This is a genomic window from Nocardia sp. NPDC051052 (assembly GCF_044456045.1).
GTDB lineage: Bacteria > Actinomycetota > Actinomycetes > Mycobacteriales > Mycobacteriaceae > Nocardia.
Genome location: NZ_JBITFL010000001.1, coordinates 123,162 through 140,745, shown reverse-complemented (window position 1 = coordinate 140,745; position 17,584 = coordinate 123,162). Strand labels below are relative to the sequence as shown.

Annotated in this window: 16 protein-coding genes; 5 read left to right on the top strand and 11 right to left on the bottom strand. The window is 66.4% G+C overall.

The features are described from left to right. The first annotated feature begins 35 nt into the window (after window positions 1–35). Window positions 36–416, top strand: coding sequence for a DUF1870 family protein (locus ACIBCN_RS00655; RefSeq protein ID WP_396989338.1), 381 nt, complete (start codon window positions 36–38; stop codon window positions 414–416). Between the two features lie 36 nt (window positions 417–452). Here the strand turns inward: ACIBCN_RS00655 and ACIBCN_RS00650 are convergent, their stop codons facing one another. After that, a complete protein-coding gene (locus tag ACIBCN_RS00650; RefSeq protein ID WP_396989337.1) occupies window positions 453–1,052 on the bottom strand; it encodes a TetR/AcrR family transcriptional regulator in 600 nt (199 codons plus the stop codon). Continuing rightward, window positions 1,039–1,905, bottom strand: coding sequence for an alpha/beta fold hydrolase (locus tag ACIBCN_RS00645; RefSeq protein ID WP_396989336.1), 867 nt, complete (start codon window positions 1,903–1,905; stop codon window positions 1,039–1,041). Before ACIBCN_RS00645 ends, ACIBCN_RS00650 begins: the two co-directional genes overlap by 14 nt. 190 nt (window positions 1,906–2,095) lie before the next feature. Here ACIBCN_RS00645 and ACIBCN_RS00640 point away from each other — a divergent pair, with 190 nt between their 5' ends. Both ACIBCN_RS00640 and ACIBCN_RS00635 read left to right on the top strand, forming a co-directional pair. Further along, entirely contained in the window at window positions 2,096–3,535 is a 1,440-nt protein-coding gene (locus ACIBCN_RS00640) for an amidase (protein WP_396989335.1), read from the top strand. A gap of 298 nt (window positions 3,536–3,833) precedes the next feature. Further along, window positions 3,834–7,079 carry an NACHT domain-containing protein gene (locus ACIBCN_RS00635; RefSeq protein ID WP_396989334.1) on the top strand — a complete coding sequence of 1,082 codons (3,246 nt, stop codon included), beginning with the start codon at window positions 3,834–3,836 and terminating at the stop codon, window positions 7,077–7,079. Here ACIBCN_RS00635 and era read toward each other — a convergent pair. The 6 genes from era to ACIBCN_RS00605 all read right to left on the bottom strand — a co-directional run bounded on the left by era (window position 7,076) and on the right by ACIBCN_RS00605 (window position 12,489). Further along, entirely contained in the window at window positions 7,076–7,981 is a 906-nt protein-coding gene (gene era / locus ACIBCN_RS00630) for a GTPase Era (RefSeq protein WP_379282572.1), read from the bottom strand. The genes ACIBCN_RS00635 and era overlap by 4 nt on opposite strands. Beyond that, window positions 7,974–8,354: a cytidine deaminase gene (locus ACIBCN_RS00625; protein ID WP_396989333.1), complete on the bottom strand. Its 381-nt coding sequence runs from the start codon at window positions 8,352–8,354 to the stop codon at window positions 7,974–7,976. Before ACIBCN_RS00625 ends, era begins: the two co-directional genes overlap by 8 nt. Beyond that, the gene (locus tag ACIBCN_RS00620) at window positions 8,351–9,709 is read right to left on the bottom strand and encodes a hemolysin family protein (RefSeq protein WP_396989332.1); all 1,359 of its coding nucleotides are present in this window, start codon (window positions 9,707–9,709) and stop codon (window positions 8,351–8,353) included. Before ACIBCN_RS00620 ends, ACIBCN_RS00625 begins: the two co-directional genes overlap by 4 nt. Next, the gene (ybeY, locus tag ACIBCN_RS00615; RefSeq protein WP_040732959.1) at window positions 9,706–10,260 is read right to left on the bottom strand and encodes an rRNA maturation RNase YbeY; all 555 of its coding nucleotides are present in this window, start codon (window positions 10,258–10,260) and stop codon (window positions 9,706–9,708) included. The genes ACIBCN_RS00620 and ybeY overlap by 4 nt, the downstream gene beginning before the upstream one ends. 74 nt (window positions 10,261–10,334) lie before the next feature. After that, window positions 10,335–11,426, bottom strand: coding sequence for a PhoH family protein (locus tag ACIBCN_RS00610; RefSeq protein WP_396990149.1), 1,092 nt, complete (start codon window positions 11,424–11,426; stop codon window positions 10,335–10,337). Window positions 11,427–11,553: 127 nt separating this feature from the next. Then, window positions 11,554–12,489, bottom strand: a complete 936-nt coding sequence (locus ACIBCN_RS00605; protein ID WP_396990148.1) for a LysR family transcriptional regulator — start codon at window positions 12,487–12,489, stop codon at window positions 11,554–11,556. A 142-nt stretch (window positions 12,490–12,631) separates the two neighbouring features. Between ACIBCN_RS00605 and ACIBCN_RS00600 the strand changes: the two genes are divergently transcribed. Then, entirely contained in the window at window positions 12,632–13,933 is a 1,302-nt protein-coding gene (locus ACIBCN_RS00600) for an MFS transporter (RefSeq protein ID WP_396989331.1), read from the top strand. 71 nt (window positions 13,934–14,004) lie between these two features. On the opposite strand, the gene ACIBCN_RS00595 is transcribed toward ACIBCN_RS00600, so the two are convergent. From ACIBCN_RS00595 to hrcA, 3 genes are all read right to left on the bottom strand, one after another. Next, window positions 14,005–14,745, bottom strand: a complete 741-nt coding sequence (locus ACIBCN_RS00595) for a 16S rRNA (uracil(1498)-N(3))-methyltransferase (protein ID WP_396989330.1) — start codon at window positions 14,743–14,745, stop codon at window positions 14,005–14,007. Beyond that, window positions 14,746–15,897 carry a molecular chaperone DnaJ gene (gene dnaJ / locus ACIBCN_RS00590; RefSeq protein WP_150402998.1) on the bottom strand — a complete coding sequence of 384 codons (1,152 nt, stop codon included), beginning with the start codon at window positions 15,895–15,897 and terminating at the stop codon, window positions 14,746–14,748. 141 nt (window positions 15,898–16,038) lie between these two features. Then, window positions 16,039–17,070 (bottom strand): heat-inducible transcriptional repressor HrcA, encoded by a 1,032-nt coding sequence (hrcA, locus tag ACIBCN_RS00585; RefSeq protein ID WP_396989329.1) that lies wholly within the window; start codon window positions 17,068–17,070, stop codon window positions 16,039–16,041. A 248-nt stretch (window positions 17,071–17,318) separates the two neighbouring features. Between hrcA and ACIBCN_RS00580 the strand changes: the two genes are divergently transcribed. Further along, a complete protein-coding gene (locus tag ACIBCN_RS00580) occupies window positions 17,319–17,549 on the top strand; it encodes a hypothetical protein (protein ID WP_396989328.1) in 231 nt (76 codons plus the stop codon). Window positions 17,550–17,584 lie beyond the last annotated feature (35 nt).

Sequence of the window (17,584 nt, the reverse complement as noted above, 5' to 3'; positions counted from 1 at the left end):
TTCTCTACCGTACTGCTGGGGAGGGGTTTTCGGATTTGGACGACCTACTTGGTACCGGAACCGCCGCAGGTTTTCGGGCCACTCGTGAACTACTCGGTTTGCCGGTGCCCTGGTGCGCCCGGCTCTTCGCCGTCGCCGAGCGAACCGTAGAACGGTGGGAGCGGGGAGCCTTCCAGATTCCGGACATCGCGGCCCGCGAGCTCGCCGAGATCGCCGACGAGACCGAGCAGGTGGTGGAGGCGATGGTCGGCGCCATCGGCGCGGGTGAGATCTCCCCGCGCCTGCACACGTATCGAACCAACGACGACTATTCCCGGCACGAGCCGGACACGCGGTACCCGGCCACCTGGCATCGTGCCGTCTGCGCCCGGGTCATGATCGAGTTACCGCAGGTGGAGCTGCGATTCGTGGAGTAGATCAGCAGGGGTGCGCGGATTCCCGCCCGAGCTGATTCAGGTCCGCACGATGCCGGAGATCAGCAGCAGCACCGCCTGCTGCGCCTCGGCGCGGGCACGGTCCGGGTCGTCGGCGTGCGCGACGATCAAGGCCGACTCGGTGAGCGCGCTGAGCAAGAGTTGCGCCAGCATCTGAACGGGGCAGTCGGCGATCAAGCCCGCGCCGCGCGCGCGTTCCAGCATGGCGGTGATCATGCCGAGACCGTGCCGGCTTTCGAACTCGCGCCAGGCCTGCCAACCCATCACCGCGGGCGCGTCGGTGAGGGCGATACGCAGCATCGCTGGACGCTGACAGGCCTCGAGAAAGACACTGAGGCCGACCGCCATGCCTGCCATCACATCGTCGGGATCGACTGTGCCGATGGCTGTTTCGATCTCCGCGGTGGTTTCGATCTCGATCTGCTCCAAGACCGCGAGGAACAGGCCGCGCTTGTCGCCGTAGTGGTGGTGCAGCGCGCCGCGGGTGACCCCCGCCTCGGTGACGAGTTCCTCGGCCGAGGTCGCCGCGAAGCCGCGCTCGGTGAACAGCCGTCGGCCGATCTGCTCGAGCGCGGCCCTGGTGGTACGGGAGCGGTCCTCCTGGCTACGGCGTGGCATGCAGCCGAGTGAACTCCAGGATCGACTCGGTGAGCAACTCGGGCTGGTCCTCCGAGAGGAAGGTGTAGGAATCGTCGATGATCTTCAGCGTCGCGTTCGGCAGGTCCCTGACCAGGCGTTCGGCGTAGGACACCGGGAAGATCTTGTCCTCGCCCGCCCACACCACAAGCACCGGGATCTCGACCGAGCCGAAATGGGACGCGGCTTCCAGCGTGTAGCGGGCCTTCGCGTTCTTCAGGAACAGGCGCAGGTTCTTGCGGACGGCGCCGGATTGGCGGCTGCCCGCCAGGTAGGAGTCGGCGATCTCCGGCGGCAGCGGGCGTTTGGCGATCAAGCCGAACACCAGCGGCGTCGAATGCAGCGCACGAATGCGCGCCACCTCGACCACCGGGCGCATCGAGCCCGGGATCTTGGCCAGCCAGGTGAACACGTTGAACGGCGGCGGCATGAAGGCCTCGTAGCTGTCCACCGAGGCGAGCACCACGCGACCGATCCTGGCCGGATGGCGGGTCATCAGGACCTGGGTGAGTGCGCCGCCGGTGTCGTTGGCGACCACGGTGACATCGGTCAGGTCCAGGCGGTCGAGAAAGGACGCGATGAGGTCGGCGAGGCCGGGCACGGTCAGGTTCGCATCCGGGATCGGGATCTGGTGCGAACCGAGCGGCCAGTCCGGGGTCAGGCAGCGGTGACCCGCTGCGGCGATGCCAGGGACGACCTTGCGCCACAGGTCCGCGTTGACGAGCAGGCCGTGCACGAATACGACCGGTGAGCCCTCCCCCGTGTCGTGGTATCGGATACGGCCGCCGGGCAGGTCCACCTCGTGTGTGCGGCCGAGTTCGGTGCTGATTCCCATCGTTCCTCCAGTGCGTCGCGGTCCGACCACTGTTACATACATTCGGTATGTATGTCTATAGATCGGCCGGTAGAAGTCGGGAATCGATGCGCCAAGTCAGGGAAGCAGGGCTGGATACCGAAGGTGAAATAGTCACTTGACCAGTTGCGCGCTACCGTCTTCCGAAAGCACAACGAGACGGAGCCCCTACATGACGGACCTCACTCGGCAAACCTCCGAGACGCAGACCGGTGACCTCGGCCTCGCCGACCATGCCGCCGCCATCGCGCAGGGCACGATCAGCTCCGTCACCGCCGTCAGCGCCGTCCTCGACCGCATCGACGCGTCGCAGCCGACGCTCAACGCGTTCCGGATCGTGCGCCGGGAGCGCGCACTCGCCGAGGCGGCCGGCGCCGACCGGCGGCTTGCGGCGGGCGAACGGCTGCCGTTGCTCGGGGTGCCGATCGCGGTGAAGGACGACACCGATATCGCGGGCGAGCCAACAGCATTCGGCTGTGGCGGCGACTTCCCACCGAAAACCGAAGACGCCGAATCGGTTCGGCGACTGCGTGCGGCCGGCGCGGTGATCGTCGGCAAGACCAATACGTGTGAGCTCGGGCAGCTGCCGTTCACCAGCGCGGCTTCCTTCGGGGTCACCCGGAATCCGTGGTCCGCCGATCACACACCCGGCGGCTCCTCCGGTGGCTCGTCGGCTGCGGTGGCGGCCGGATTGGTGCCCGCCGCACTGGGTTCCGACGGTGCGGGCTCCGTCCGCATCCCGGCGTCGTGGACCAATCTCGTCGGCATCAAACCGCAGCGCGGGCGGATCTCGACCTGGCCGCACGCCGAAGCGTTCTACGGACTCACCGTCAACGGGCCGTTGGCGCGCACGGTCGCCGACGCCGCGCTGCTCCTCGACGTCGCGGCAGGGCCGCATCAAGGCGATTTACACACTCCCCCAGCGATTTCCGCCACCGAAGCGGTGGGCCGCGATCCCGGCCGACTGCGCATCGCACTCTCGCTACGCACCCCGTTCACCGCGACCAGGACCGCCCTCGACCCCGAAATCGCCGCCGCGGTACGACGCATAGGTGACACCCTGCGCAAGCTGGGCCACACGGTCACCATCGCGGATCTGCACTACGGCCTCATGATCGGCGCATCATTCCTCCCCCGATCCATGGCAGGCATCCGCGCGGCCCACCAGAAACTGCCTGGCGCCCAAGTAGATCCACGCACCACCGCCAATACTCGCCTCGGCCGACTACTGGACGGCCCAGCCCTATCCGCCGCCCGCCGAGCAGAACCCTTGCTACACAAGCGCATCGGCACCTTCTTCCACGACTACGACCTAGTCCTGGCCCCCACCACCGCAACTCCTCCCCCACGCGCCGAAGACATCGACAACATCGGCGTTCATGCCACCAACAACCTCATCACCGCCGCCTGCCCCTACACCTGGCCTTGGAACGTCCTCGGCTGGCCGAGCGTGAACGTCCCCGCCGGCTTCACCAACGCAGGCCTACCCATCGGCGCCCAACTAATGGGCACAGCCTCCACCGAACCCCTCCTGATTTCGGTTGCCGCGCAACTGGAGTCAGAGCTGCACTGGGAACGCGAACGCCCAACCCCTTGGTGGCTACCGCGCTGAGGCGCTGCCGATCTCGGCTATCACACCATCCCCGGACGCTTGCCTTCGTCGAACCATCGCCGAGACGAGGCAACCCTGCGGACCGCAGCGCGGACAGCCCCACTTGACGGACGTCGCATGCTCCTGACGCACGCTTACGACCTGAGTCAAGAACGCGCAACGTACGTCGAGTCAGGCGATCGGACTGGGCCGGTCAGCGATCGATTCTCGGCAGTCCGCTCGATGTGTCCGAGGGCGGTGGCATTATCGAGGGCCACGAGGTGCGATTTGACGGTGCCAAACCTTGCGACAGGGGAACATGAGCGCGGAACTCGTTGCGATAAGGCTCGGCACTGCGCTCGTCGGTCGTGCCGCCCACCTGCTGCTGGCGAAACAACAGGGGGATCAAGACCGGCGCTCCGATATGGATGAGCTGATCCGGCGCTACATCCCCGGCCTTCGCCCAGGGCGCAGCGTCAAACGGCAGTTCGAACAGATCTCGGATGCGGTGGCCGCACGACTCGAACCCATGCTCGCGCATGAGTTTCGCGGGATGGATGAGAGCGAGCACACCGCTGTCGTCGACGCGGTGGTGGACACCTTTGAGCATGCCGATCTGTCCGATGCCGCGATCTTCGCGTCGAATGCCGACTCAGCGCAGCTGGCACGACAGATACGCGAAGGCGTGACACCGCCGATCGGGCTCAGCACCGCGGGAACGGCGCTCTACGAACAGTTGATCGCGGAATGTTGTGATTGCTATGTCCAAATCGTGCGCCATCTGCCAGTGTTCACCGAGCGAGCTGTAGCCGAACTCCTCAGTCGCGTAGATGAATTGGGCAAAAATGTCGACAGAGCGCTCGAACGCCTGCCCAAGCGATCGCTCTACGCGCCGGAAGGCAGTGACCAAGACGGTGCCTTCCGTCGCGAATATCTCGAACTGGTCAGCCGGACCCTCGATGAGGTCGAGTTGTTCAGTTTTTCTGTGGAACGGCCACTACGAACACAACTTTCGGTCGCTTACGTCAGTCTGCGAGTGACTCCAAGCAGCAAAGGGCGCTGGGCGCGGGTCCCCCGTGACCTCCCGTCGGGCAGACCGCCCAGGCCGGAGACGGCAGCCGAACCGTGGCAGGCAGATCAGCAGGGATTCGGCGGCGAGCGGATCGAAGGCGCGTTGAGCCGCAAGTCACGAATCCTGCTCCGCGGCGAGGCGGGCTCAGGCAAGACAACCCTGCTGCGCTGGTTGGCGGTCATGGCGGCGCGCGCATCATTCACTGGCGAATTGGCCGCCTGGAACGGTCTCATCCCGGTCGTACTCAGATTGCGCAGTTACGCCGCGCGCGAGCTGCCCAAGCTGCATGAGTTACTCGACGACGCGGCAGGCCCGTTGACCAGCCACATGCCCGCAGCGTGGATCGACCGGCAACTCGCGGACGGCCGGGTGCTGCTGTTGATCGACGGGGTCGACGAACTCGTCCTCGCGGACCGACAGAAGGTCCATGAGTGGATCACCCGCCTGCTGCACGCCTACCCCGAGACCCGTATGGTCGTGACCTCACGACCAGCCGCCGCACGCCAGGATTGGCTCGACGAAGCGATTTTCGCCCCGGTCGAGCTCGAACGAATGACCCCGGCGGACTTGACAGTCTTCATCTGTCAATGGCACCAAGCCGTCGGAGCAAGCCGACAGAGTCTGCCATGCGCATCGGCGGAGCTCCCCGACTACGAGCGCGCCTTGATCGCGAGCGTGCAGGATCGACGCCATCTCCTTGCACTGGCCGCCAACCCACTCCTTGCGGCGATGCTGTGCGCGTTGCACCTGAGCCGTAACCGGCAGCTGCCACGTAATCGCATGGAGTTGTATCAGATCGCTGTCGAAATGCTGGTACAAAGGCGCGATGCAGAGCGGCATATACCGGCCGCACAAGAAGTTTCACTCAGCCTGACCGACAAGGTCGCCCTGCTTCGTGACTTGGCATGGCGTCTGTCGGACAACAATCTCACTGAGCTCGACCTTCAGAAAGCCGCTGATTACACGACTGTCAAGGTCGCATCGATGCGCCACCTCGATGTCGAGCCACAACCCTTGATGAACTATCTGCTCAATCGATCGGGGCTGCTCAGGTCCCCTTCGAATGGCCGAATCGACTTCGTGCACCGCACCTTTCAGGAGTATCTCGCCGCGGCCGAGGCTGTCGCGCAGGACCGGATGGGAAACCTCGTAGGGCGCGCGCACCTGGATGAGTGGCGAGACACGATTATCATGGCGGCAGGCCATGCCAATAGCAGCCAACGCCACGAGCTGATAACAGGAATCCTCGATCTATCGAGCAACAGTGACAAGGCAGAGCGACGGCGCCTGCGCCTGCTCGCGGTCTCGTGTCTCGAGACGATCGAGTCCGTTACGGACGAACTCGGCCAACGGCTGGACAGCACCATCGACACGCTGGTCCCGCCCCGTCATCACGACGAGGCCCCTTCGCTGGCCGCTGTCGGAGAGTCGATGCTGCGGCACCTGCCAAAGAATCTCGACGAATTGCGCCCCAAGCAAGCAGCGGCCACAGTGCTGACTGCCGCGCTTGTCGGTGGATCTGCCTCGTTGCGATTGCTGCGTGTGTATGCCCTGGATAGTCGGCCGGCAGTCCAGCGTGAGTTGAACAGCGCCTGGGGATATTTCGATCCGTTCGAGTATGCCGATCAGGTGTTGTCCAACGTTCCATCCGAACCTGGCCTGAATCTCCAACTGTCGTATCCCAGCCAATGGAAAGCGGCGATTCGGCTCGCCAATGTGCGCTCTATGTCCATCGATTACCCGACCAACCTCGGCGATGTTCCATTCGACCAACTCGGGCCGTTGCCCCACCTGTATCTGAAGCAGCTGATCGGAATCAACGACCTCAGTTCTCTTGCCGATCTCCGCAATCCTGACTCCCTGCAGACCGTGATCTTCGTCGCGAACGACGACCGAGCCGTCCTCCGCAATCCTGAAGCATTGATAGCTCTCACCGGTCTGTACGCCCTTGATTTCATAGGATGGACCTCGCCTCCACCCCTTTCGTCCATCCCACTCCTGCCAAGTCTGGACGCAGTCGGTATCGGCGAGGTTCGTGCAGAATACGATCTGGAACCTGTGGTCGATCGCGAGTTGAACGACCTTCGCCTCGCCGGCACGATGGCGGGATTTGCGCTCGCGTCAATGCAGTGCGCACCACTACTGGAGCACCTGACGCTTACCGGCTGTGATCTCACTGCGGCCTTTCCAAAGCTGATCGCGGTGGTACCCGGGCTCCGATCACTCGATCTGAGTTTGGTCGAACTCCCCGACGACCTCTCCCCACTCGCCCAATTACGAGCGTTGGAGACGATCACGATGGTCGAATGCACTGGGCCAGAACACGGACCGGTCAACGTGGGGTCCATCCCCCAGCCCGAGGTGCCACGGCTACTGGTTGTCGCAGTAGATTTCGGAACTCCGACGGTCGGGGCGATAGCCTCGAAGGACCGCATTGTTTTCCATCGGGCTCCAGCAGAGTGGACTGCTGACGACGGACCATTGGGGCCCTAGAACCCCAGTTTGCCCAGTTGTTTTGGGTCTCGTTGCCAGTCCTTGGCGACCTTGACGTGCAGGTTGAGGTAGATGCGGGTGCCTAGGATATGTTCTATTTGGTGGCGGGCGTTGGTGCCTACCTCTTTGAGGCGGGCGCCGCCCTTGCCGATGATGATGGACTTCTGGCTGGGGCGTTCGACGTAGAGGATGGCGTGCACGTCGAGCATTTCCTCGTTCTGCTCGTACGGCAGGATCTCCTCGATCACCACGGCCAGCGAGTGCGGGAGTTCGTCACGGACACCTTCGAGTGCCGCCTCGCGAATGAGCTCGGCCATGAGGGTTTCCTCGGGCTCGTCGGTCAGCTCACCGTCGGGATAAAACGCCGGTCCCTCAGGCATTTTCGAGGCGATGACATCGATGAGCACCTCGATCTGCTCGCCCTTGACCGCAGACACCGGCACCACGTCACAGTCGGGTCCGAGCAGGTTCGAGAGGGCGAGCAGTTGCTCGCCGATCTGGTCACGGCTCACCTTGTCGATCTTGGTGACCACCCCGAGCAAGGTGGTTTTGGGCGCCATCTGCTTGATCTGCTGCACGATCCACTTGTCGCCAGGCCCGATCTTCTCGTCGGCGGGGATGCACAGCGTGATCACGTCGACTTCCGAATACGTATCGCGCACAAGGTCGTTCAGCCGCTGTCCGAGCAGGGTGCGTGGGCGGTGCAGGCCGGGGGTGTCGACGAGGATGAGCTGGGTGTGGTCGCGGTGCACGATGCCGCGAATGGTGTGCCTGGTGGTCTGCGGGCGCGAGGAGGTGATCGCGATCTTCTGGCCGACAAGGGCGTTGGTCAGCGTCGACTTGCCGGTGTTCGGCCTGCCGACGAAACAGACGAAACCGGAACGGAATTCGCGGTCAGCCACCGCGCACCTCGCTGGCCTGCTCCGCGTCGACGGCAAGCTGCGAGTCGTCGACGATCTCGAATACCGCGCCGTCCCGGTCGGTGAAGATGATCCTGGCCGCGGGCGATACCTCACGCACCGCGGCAACCCCGAAGTCCGACAACCGTCCGCCGACCACCACGGCCGCCTCGAATCCCTCTGCGCCGCTGGAGATCGCGGCCGCGACCGACGCTTGCAGCGCGGTCAGCCGCAGCGCCGCCAGGCCCACCTCGCCCGCGGCATAGGTGCGGCCGTCGGTGTCGCGCACCGCCGCACCGCTGGCCCCGCCCGCGCGGCCCATCGCGCCGCGGGCCAGCACCAGCAGTTTGTTGTCCTCGGGATCCAATTCGGTCATTCGGTGTCTCCGTCCTCGTGTCGACCGGCCGGGGTCTCCCGATCCGCGCCATTGCCTTTGCGCTTGCCGTTCGGCTTCTCGCCGTCGGTGTCCTTCGCCTTGTCCGTCACCGCACGCACCACCACGGTGTGCACCCGCACCCGCCCACGAGTGTCCGCGCCGCCCTCGCCACGCAGCATCAGCCCGTGTACCACGACCTTCGACCCGGGCAGCGGCACCCGGCCGAGCTCGTGCGCCATCAGCCCGCCGACCGTGTCGACATCCTCTTCCTCGATGTCGAGCCCGTAGAGGTCGCCGAGGTCTTCCACCGGAAGCCGGGCCGAGACCCGGTAGCGGCCGTCGCCGAGGTCTTCGATGGGTGGGGTCTCGTCGGTGTCATATTCGTCGGCGATCTCGCCGACGATCTCCTCGAGCACGTCCTCGATGGTGACCAGCCCGGCGATGCCGCCGTACTCGTCGACGAGCAGCGCCATGTGGTTGCGCCTGCGCTGCATCTCGTCGAGCAGACTGTCGAGGGGTTTGGAGTCGGGCATGAACACGGCCGGGCGCATCACCTCGCGCACCAGCACCTTGCGGCCCCGTTCCGCATAGGGCACAAGGTCTTTCAGATAGACCACGCCGAGAATGTCGTCGACGTTCTCGCCGACCACCGGAATGCGCGAATGCCCTGACCGCACGGCGAGCGACATCGCCTGTGCCGCAGTCTTATCCGCTTCGATCCAGACCATCTCGGTGCGCGGCACCATCACCGCGCGGGCGGCGGTGTCGCCGAGTTCGAAGACGGACTGGATCATTCGGCGTTCTTCGTCGGCCACCACGCCGCGCTCGCTGGCCATCTCGACCACCTCGCGCAACTCGATCTCGGAGGCGAACGGGCCGTTGCGGAAACCCTTACCGGGCGTGATCGCATTACCGAGCAGGATGAGCAGTCTGGACAGCGGGCCGAGCAGCGCGCCGATGAACTGCAACGGCAGCGCCGCGGCCAACGCGATCGAATAGGCATGCTGGCGGCCCAAAGTACGCGGGCCGACGCCGATCACCACATAGGACACCAGCACCATGACGACGGCGGTGACCAGCAGCGCCCAGTCGTCTTCCCAGACCGAGATCAGCGCCGCGGCCAGCAGCACGGTGGCGCCGATTTCGCACAGAATGCGCAGCAGCACCATGAGATTCACGTAGCGGGCGCGGTCTCCGACGATCTTGCTCAGCCGCACCGCGCCGGGCCGGTCGGCCCGCACCAGATCGTCGACGCGGGCCTGCGAGATCGTGTTCAACGCCGAATCGATGCCCGCGAACAATCCCCCCGCGGGGACGAGCAGGACGGCAAGCAGTATCAGGGTCAGCGAATTCACGCGGGTCCTAATGCGTCACCCGGTGTGGTGAAGCCCGCCTTCCCCAGCAACCTGGCGTCTCGGGCGGCGAGCTCGGCCCGCCGCTGTGCTTCGCGCAGGCTCTCGTACCACTCCTCGAGCAGCGTGGCCTGCAGCGCGAACATTTCCTTCTCCTCCTCCGGCTCGGCATGGTCGTAGCCGAGCAGGTGGAGCACGCCGTGCACGGTGAGCAGCGCGAGCTCGTGGTCGAGCGAGTGGCCCGCCTTGCGGGCCTGGCCCGCGGCGAACTCGGGGCACAGCACGATGTCGCCGAGCATGGACGGGCCCGGCTCGGGGCTGTCCGGGCGCCCGCCCGGCTCGAGTTCGTCCATCGGGAAGGACATGACGTCGGTCGGGCCGGGTAGGTCCATCCAGCGCATGTGCAGGTCCGCCATGGTGTCGAGATCGACAAGCACCATCGACAGCTCCGCGGCGGGGTGCACATCCATCCGGGTGATCACGAAGCGCGCGACACTGACCAGATCTTCTTCGGGCACGTCGATACCCGACTCGTTGGCGATCTCGATACTCACCCGGTCAGCCTAATGCCGCAGGTCGACACCCAACGCCGTTGGGTGTCGACCGAATGACCGACATCGCGCGCAACTCAGTGTCGATCGCCTCGGCTCGCGGCCCGGCGCTGCGCCCGATTGCCCGGATAGTGCGGGCCGACCTGCGGCGTGCGCTCCGACTCGGCCCGGTCGTAGGCGTCGACGATGTCGGCGACCAGCCGGTGCCGGACCACGTCGCTGCTGGTCAGGTACGAGAAGTGGATGTCGTCGATGTCGGTGAGGATCTCGCTCGCGGCCCGCAGACCCGAGCGCGCGCCGGTCGGCAGATCGACCTGGCTGACGTCACCGGTCACCACGATCTTCGAACCGAACCCGAGCCGGGTGAGGAACATCTTCATCTGCTCGGCCGTGGTGTTCTGTGCCTCGTCGAGCACGATGAACGAGTCGTTCAACGTCCGACCGCGCATATACGCCAGCGGTGCGACCTCGATGACCCCGGCCGCCATCAACTTCGGAATGGCTTCCGGATCCATCATGTCGTGCAATGCGTCGTAGAGCGGGCGCAGGTACGGGTCGATCTTCTCGTTGAGCGTGCCGGGCAGGAAGCCGAGCCGCTCGCCGGCCTCCACCGCGGGGCGGGTGAGGATGATCCGGGTGACCTGCTTGGTCTGCAGGGCCTGCACGGCCTTGGCCATCGCCAGATACGTCTTGCCGGTGCCTGCGGGGCCGATGCCGAACACGATGGTGTTGGCGTCGATCGCGTCGACGTAGCGCTTCTGGTTCAGCGTCTTGGGCCGGACAGTCTTGCCGCGCCGGGACAGGATGTCCAGGCTGAGCACCTCGGCCGGGGACTCGGAGGAACCCTCCGTGAGCATCGAAACGGTGTGCCGCACCGCTTCCGGGGTCACCACTCGGTTCCGGCCGGTGAGCGCGACGAGCTGTTCGATCACTCGCTCGGCGAGGGCAACGTCGGCCGCCTTGCCGGTGAGGGTGACGGAATTGCCACGGACGTGAATATCCGCGTCGAGCAACTCTTCGAGTTCGCGCAGGTTCTGGTCGGCCGAACCGAGAAACGGGAACACGGATTCGGGCGCGAGTTCGATGCTGGAACGCACGGTGCGTGCTGCGGGACCCGAGGTGTTGTCGTCAGCGCTAGTCCCTGCCGCGGAGGTGGTCGGGTCGCCGATCTCGCCTTGTGTTCTCAAAAGTGGCTATAGCCTGCTTTCCGGTCTCGACGTGCTGCTGTGTTGATGAAAGTTTAACGCGCCCCACCGACACCGCCCAGTGAATAAGCCGCTAACGGGGGCCGGATGATCAGGGGATTCCCCGGCGTCGCTGCGCCCAATCCTCGGTGAAATCACGAAAGCGTCGCGCCGCCCCCGAAGCCGACGTCGAGGCCGACCACACCAGTCCGACCTCCCGGGTCGCGCCCGCGTCCGCGAGCGGAATCAGCACCGGCCCGGCCAGCCGCACGTCGGCCTTCACCCCGGCCACCCGCGGCGAGCTCGCCGGGCCGATGTCCTCCTCGGGCAGCACTCCGACGCCGAGACCCGCGGCGACCAGGCCCGCGACGGTGATCAGGTCGCTGGCCTCGAAGGCGATCCGCGGGCGCAGGTCGGCGGCGGCACACAGTTCGTCGACGATGCGGCGCATGCCGAAGCCGGGATGCATGGCGATGAAGTCCTCGTCGGCGACCTCGTCGAGGCGCACCTGCCTGCGGCCGGCCAGCCGGTGATCGGCGGGCACGGCCAGCGCGAGCCGCTGCCGCAGCAGGCCGCGCCAGCCGATGCCCGACGCGGTCGGGCGCGGCGAGACGATACCGAGATCCGATGTCCCGTCGAGCACATCGGTGGCCACCATTTCGGCGGGCCCCTGACGCAGCGCGAAAGTGATTCTGGCCGAACCGCGGCGGAATTCACCGACCAGTTGCGGGACCAGCCAGCCGCCGAAGGAATGCAGAAAAGACAGGCGCACAACACCGTTGGCGGGACTGTTCAGATCGGCGATGGACTTGGCCGCGGTGTCGAGTTCGGCGTGCGCGCGCCGGGCGTGCTCGTAATAGATGCGGCCGAACTCGTTGAGGATGATGCGTTTACCGCGACGGTCGAACAGCTCGACGCCGAGCCTGCGTTCCAGCCTGCCGAGCATCCGGGACAGCGTCGGCTGGGCGATGTGCAGGCGTTCGGCGGCCGCGCCGACCCGTTCCAGTTGGGCGAGTGTGGTGAACCATTCGAGGTCTTCGCTCAGCACGGTATTCATCTCCTCCTGGTGACTCCCGCCACAGGGCAGCTCGGTGCGGCCCGGACTGTCCTCCCCATATGCGCTCAGTGCATGAACTTCACCATTATTATTCATTTCCCTTCGGAAGGAGTGGCGGGCGATCCTGAAAGCCATGACCTCGACGAAGACCCGGCCGGCCGCCGGGGGCCGCACGTCGCACGAACGCCGGATCACCACGGCGCTGTTCGCGGCGGGATTGGCCACTTTCGCGACCATGTATAGCGCGCAAGCGTTGCTGCCGAGCCTGTCCGAAGCGTTCGGCGCGACCCCCGCTCATGCGGCGCTTGCGGTTTCGCTGACTACCGGGATGCTCGCGCTGGCGATCATTCCGGTGAGCGCGCTGTCCTCGCGGTTCGGTCGCACGCGAGTGATGACGGTGTCCGCGATCAGTTCGGCGGCGATCGGGCTACTGCTGCCGTTCAGTCCGTCGTTGGAGGTGCTGCTGACGGGGCGAGCGTTGCAAGGACTCACGCTGGCCGGGGTGCCTGCCGTGGCGATGGCCTATCTCGCGGAGGAGGTCGGCACCGCGGCGCTAGGGGCCGCGATGGGTGTCTACATCGCGGGCACCAGCATGGGCGGGTTGGCCGGACGGGTGATTCCGGCGTTCACCCTCGGGCTCGGCTCCTGGCGCTGGGCGGAGGCGACCATCTCGGTGGCGGCGGCGGTGTGTACCGTCTGGTTCGTCCGCTGCCTGCCGCCGTCGCGTGGTTTCGTCGCCCGGCCTGCTGGAATCCGCACTGTACTAGGTGATCTCGCCGTTCAGCTGCGCAACCGTGGGCTGCTCGCGTTGTTCGGGCTTGCGCTGGTGCTGGTGGGTACCTTCGTCTCGCTCTACAACTTCCTCGGCTACCGGCTCACCCAGCCGCCGTTCGAATTGCCTGACGCGGTAGCGGGTTTAGTGTTTCTGCTCTATCTCGCGGGCACCGCGGTCGCGACGGTCGCCGGGCGGCTTGCCGATCGCGTCGGCCGTCATCGCGTGCTCGCGGGCACGGTGGTGCTGATGGGCGCCGGCTTGGCGCTGACCATCCCCGACAACCTGGTGACGCTCATCCTCGGTATGTCCCTGTGCACCGCAGGGTTTTTCGGTGCCCACACGGTGGCCAGCGCATGGGTCGGGGTGATGGCGTCGGGCAATCGTGGTGCCGCTTCGTCGTTGTATCTGTTCTCGTTCTATGTGGGCAGCGGCGTTGTCGGCGCCGCGGCGGGGATCGCCTACACAACGCACGGCTGGGCGAAACTTGTTGTCTGCGTCGCGGCGCTGCTAGTGGTGGCCTCGATCCTCGTGTCGGCCTTGGCATTTCACACCCGGACGGCCGGATCACCCGGCGGCGAGGCCGTCGAAGACCCGCTGGTAATACGTCGTGAAGAACCTGCGGCCCACCACACGCATCATCAGCACGCCGAACTTCGCTGAGAGATTCTTGGCGGTGTTATCCCAGACGCCGTGCACCTCGCTGCCGCCGTCAGGTGCGGGTTGCGTTGGTACTACCAGCGGAGAGTCAGGGCACCGAGCGCACCGAGAGCGACAGCGGCCGCCGTCGAGGTGCGGAGCACGGTGGGGCCGAGCAGGACGATATCGGCGCCCGCCTCGGACAACGAGGCCAGCTCCGAACCGTCGAGGCCGCCCTCTGGGCCGACGATCAACACGACTTCGGGCACGCCCGCGAAGGGAAGCTCGGTGAAGCGTCCGGTGCCGGATTCGTGTAAGGCCGCGACGATCGCACCGTCCGCCTTGGCTTTTCGGATCAGCTCGAGCAGGTCACGCGTGCGGTGCAGGTCCGCCACCTCGGGGATGTAGGGGCGGCGGGATTGGCGGGCGGCCGAGCGGGCGGCGGCGCGCCACTTGTCGACGGCCTTGCCCGCCTTGCCTTCCCAGTTGGCGATGCAGCGGGCGGCCTGCCACGGGATGATCGCGTCGGCGCCGGCCTCGGTCATCAACTCGACGGCCAGCTCCGAGCGGTCCGACTTCGGCAACGCTTGGACGACCGTCACGCGGGGCGAAACAGGTTGCGCGACAGCGCGATCGAGCACCCGCAGGTCCAACCGGTCACGTTGCGCCGCAACGACTTCCGACTCGGCGAGCACACCGCGCCCGTCCGACAGGGTGATCGGCTCGCCCACCCGGATGCGGCGCACCGTTGCGGCGTGCCTGCCCTCCGGGCCGTCGAGCACGGCGATGGCACCCGGTTCGGGCACCTCGTCCAGGTAGAAGACCGTCGCGGCCAATCAGCGCCCGCTGAACGAGGCCCGCAGCCTGGCGAACAGGCCACTGTTGTGCTCGGACTGGGTGGACATGACCTCGGCGCGCTCGCTCGGGCGCATGCCCTTGTACTTGCGCAGCAGCTCGGTCTGCTTGCCGTCCAACTTGGCCGGAATCACGATGTCCAGGTGCGCGAGCAGGTCGCCGCGCGCGCCGGATCGCAGCCGGGGCATGCCGTGGCCGCGCAGCACCGAGACCTCGCCCGGCTGGGTGCCCGGCGCGATGGTCAGTTCGGTGGGGCCGTCCAGGATGGTGTCGATCACCACGGTGGTGCCCAGCGTGGCGTCGACCATCGGGACGCGGATGGTGCAGTGCAGGTCGTCGCCGTCGCGGACGAACACGTCGTGCGGCTGCTCGACGATCTCGACGTACAAATCACCGGCGTGCCCGCCACCGGGGCCGACCTCACCCTGCGCGGCGAGCCGCACCCGCATACCGTTCGCGACACCGGCCGGGATCGGCGCGGCGATCTCGCGACGCGCGCGCACCCGGCCGTCGCCACCACACTTGTGGCACGGATCGGGAATGGTCTCACCGGCGCCGCGGCAGGTCGGGCAGGGACGCGAGGTCAGTACCTGACCGAGGAAGGACCGCTGCACGGATTGCACTTCGCCTGCGCCGCCACAGGTTTCGCAGCGCACCGGCTTGGACTTGCCGTTGGTGCCGGCGCCGGTACACACGTCGCACAGGATCGCGGTGTCCACCGTCAGGTGCTTGGTGACGCCGACCGCGCATTCGGCCAGGCTGAGCCGGGTCCGCAGCAGCGAGTCCGCGCCGGGCTGCACCCGGCCGCGGGGCTTGCGCGCGCCACCCGAGTTGCTCATGCCGCCGAAGAACGCCTCGAACACGTCGCCGAGCCCGCCGAAGCCTGCGCCCGAGAAACCGCCGCCGCCACCGCCGGACTCCAGCGGGTCGCCGCCGAGGTCGACGATGCGCCGCTTCTCCGGGTCCGACAGCACCTCGTAGGCGGCCGACACTTCCTTGAACTTGGCCTGTGCCGTCTCATCCGGGTTGATGTCGGGATGGAGTTCCCGCGCCAACTTGCGATAGGCGCGCTTGATCTCCTGGTCGGTCGCGTTCTTCGCGACGCCGAGCAGTCCGTAGTAGTCCCGTGCCACTTGAGTTCTCTAGTCCTTGGTCGTTCTCGACAGTGCCGACGGTGCTTCACCGCTCCAACCGCATGCTGATGGCCAGCATTAGTCGGATGCACTCAACTTTATCCGGCCGGAAGTACGAGGGTATCAGCGGCATCGGCGCCGTCAGCGTTCGGCGAGCACCTCGCCGATATACCGGGCAACGGCCGCGACCGAGGCGATGGTTCCCGGATAGTCCATTCGAGTGGGACCGAGCACACCCATGCCGCCGAGGATCGCGCTGGAGGTGCCATAACCGGTCGACACCACCGAGGTGCCGCGCATCTGCTCGACCTGCGTCTCCTCGCCGATGCGCACGGTCACCGTGCCCGGCTGTTGCGCGGCGGCCAGCAGCTTGAGCACGATCACCTGCTCCTCCAGCGCCTCCAGCACGTCACGCAGCGAACCGGGGAAGCCGAAATCGGCCGCGTTACGGGTCAGGTTGGCAGTGCCGCCGAGGACCAGGCGTTCCTCCGGGTGCTCGACCAGGGTCTCGACCAACACGGTCGACACCCGGACCAGCACATCGCGCAGGCGCAGCGGCGCCCGCTCGGGTAGCTCCGCGACCGCCGCCGAGGCGTGTGCCAGCCGCTTGCCGTCCATCGCACCGCCGAGCATGCCGCGCAGGGCGGCCAGATCGTCGTCATCGATCAGCGCGCCGAGTTCCACCAGCCGCTGGTCGACGCGTCCGGTGTCGGTGATCACCACGAGCAGCAGTCGCGCGGGATTCAGCGCGACCACCTCGATGTGCCGCACTGTCGACGCGGACACCGACGGGTACTGCACGACCGCGACCTGTCTGGTCAGCTGAGCCAGCAGCCGGACGCCGCGACGCAACACGTCATCGAGATCGACGCCGGACTCCAGGAATTCCATGATCGCCCGCCGCTCCGCCCCCGACAGCGGCTTCACCTCGGCGATCCGGTCCACGAACTGCCGGTAGCCCTTGTCGGTGGGGATGCGCCCGGAACTGGTGTGCGGCTGCGTGATGTAACCCTCCGCCTCCAGCACCGCCATGTCATTGCGCACAGTCGCGCTGGAAACACCCAGATTGTGCCGCTCGACCAGGCTCTTCGACCCGATCGGCTCCTTGGTCGCGACGTAGTCCGCGACGATCGCGCGCAGGACGTCGAAGCGCCTGTCCTCGGTGCTCGACATCGGCCCCACCTCCTCGCTTCGTCCTCGGGTCCGCCGCAACGGGCGAACCCCGCATCGCACAACACCATGCGAATCCCGGTCCGTCTGCTCGACCAGTCTAATTGTCTATACCCAAATCGCCCTCTCGCACGCCGGGCGGGTGGGTGGTGCGGGTCGGTGGGTGCGGGAACTTTCGACTCGATGGAACCGATCGGTGGCTTGCCGCGTCGGTAGTCAGTGAAGCAAGCTCGCGACCGGGGGACCAGAAGATGGCACTGCTGATCTATTACAACCAGATCAGGAACGATCCGAACGAGGTGGAATACCAGTTCGGCGACCTACGGGACGCCCTCGACCGCAACCTGATCATCGACAAGACGAACGAGTCGGTCCGGACCGGCCAACCGGAGGACGGGATGTTCCGCGCCGTGTGTGCCCCGGGACAGATACGGGCCCACCCCGCGCCGGGGGGGGCGCCGAACGGCGGGTTCGCGTCCTAGGTCGGGGGGGAGCCGGGTGCCCCCGGCCGCCGGCC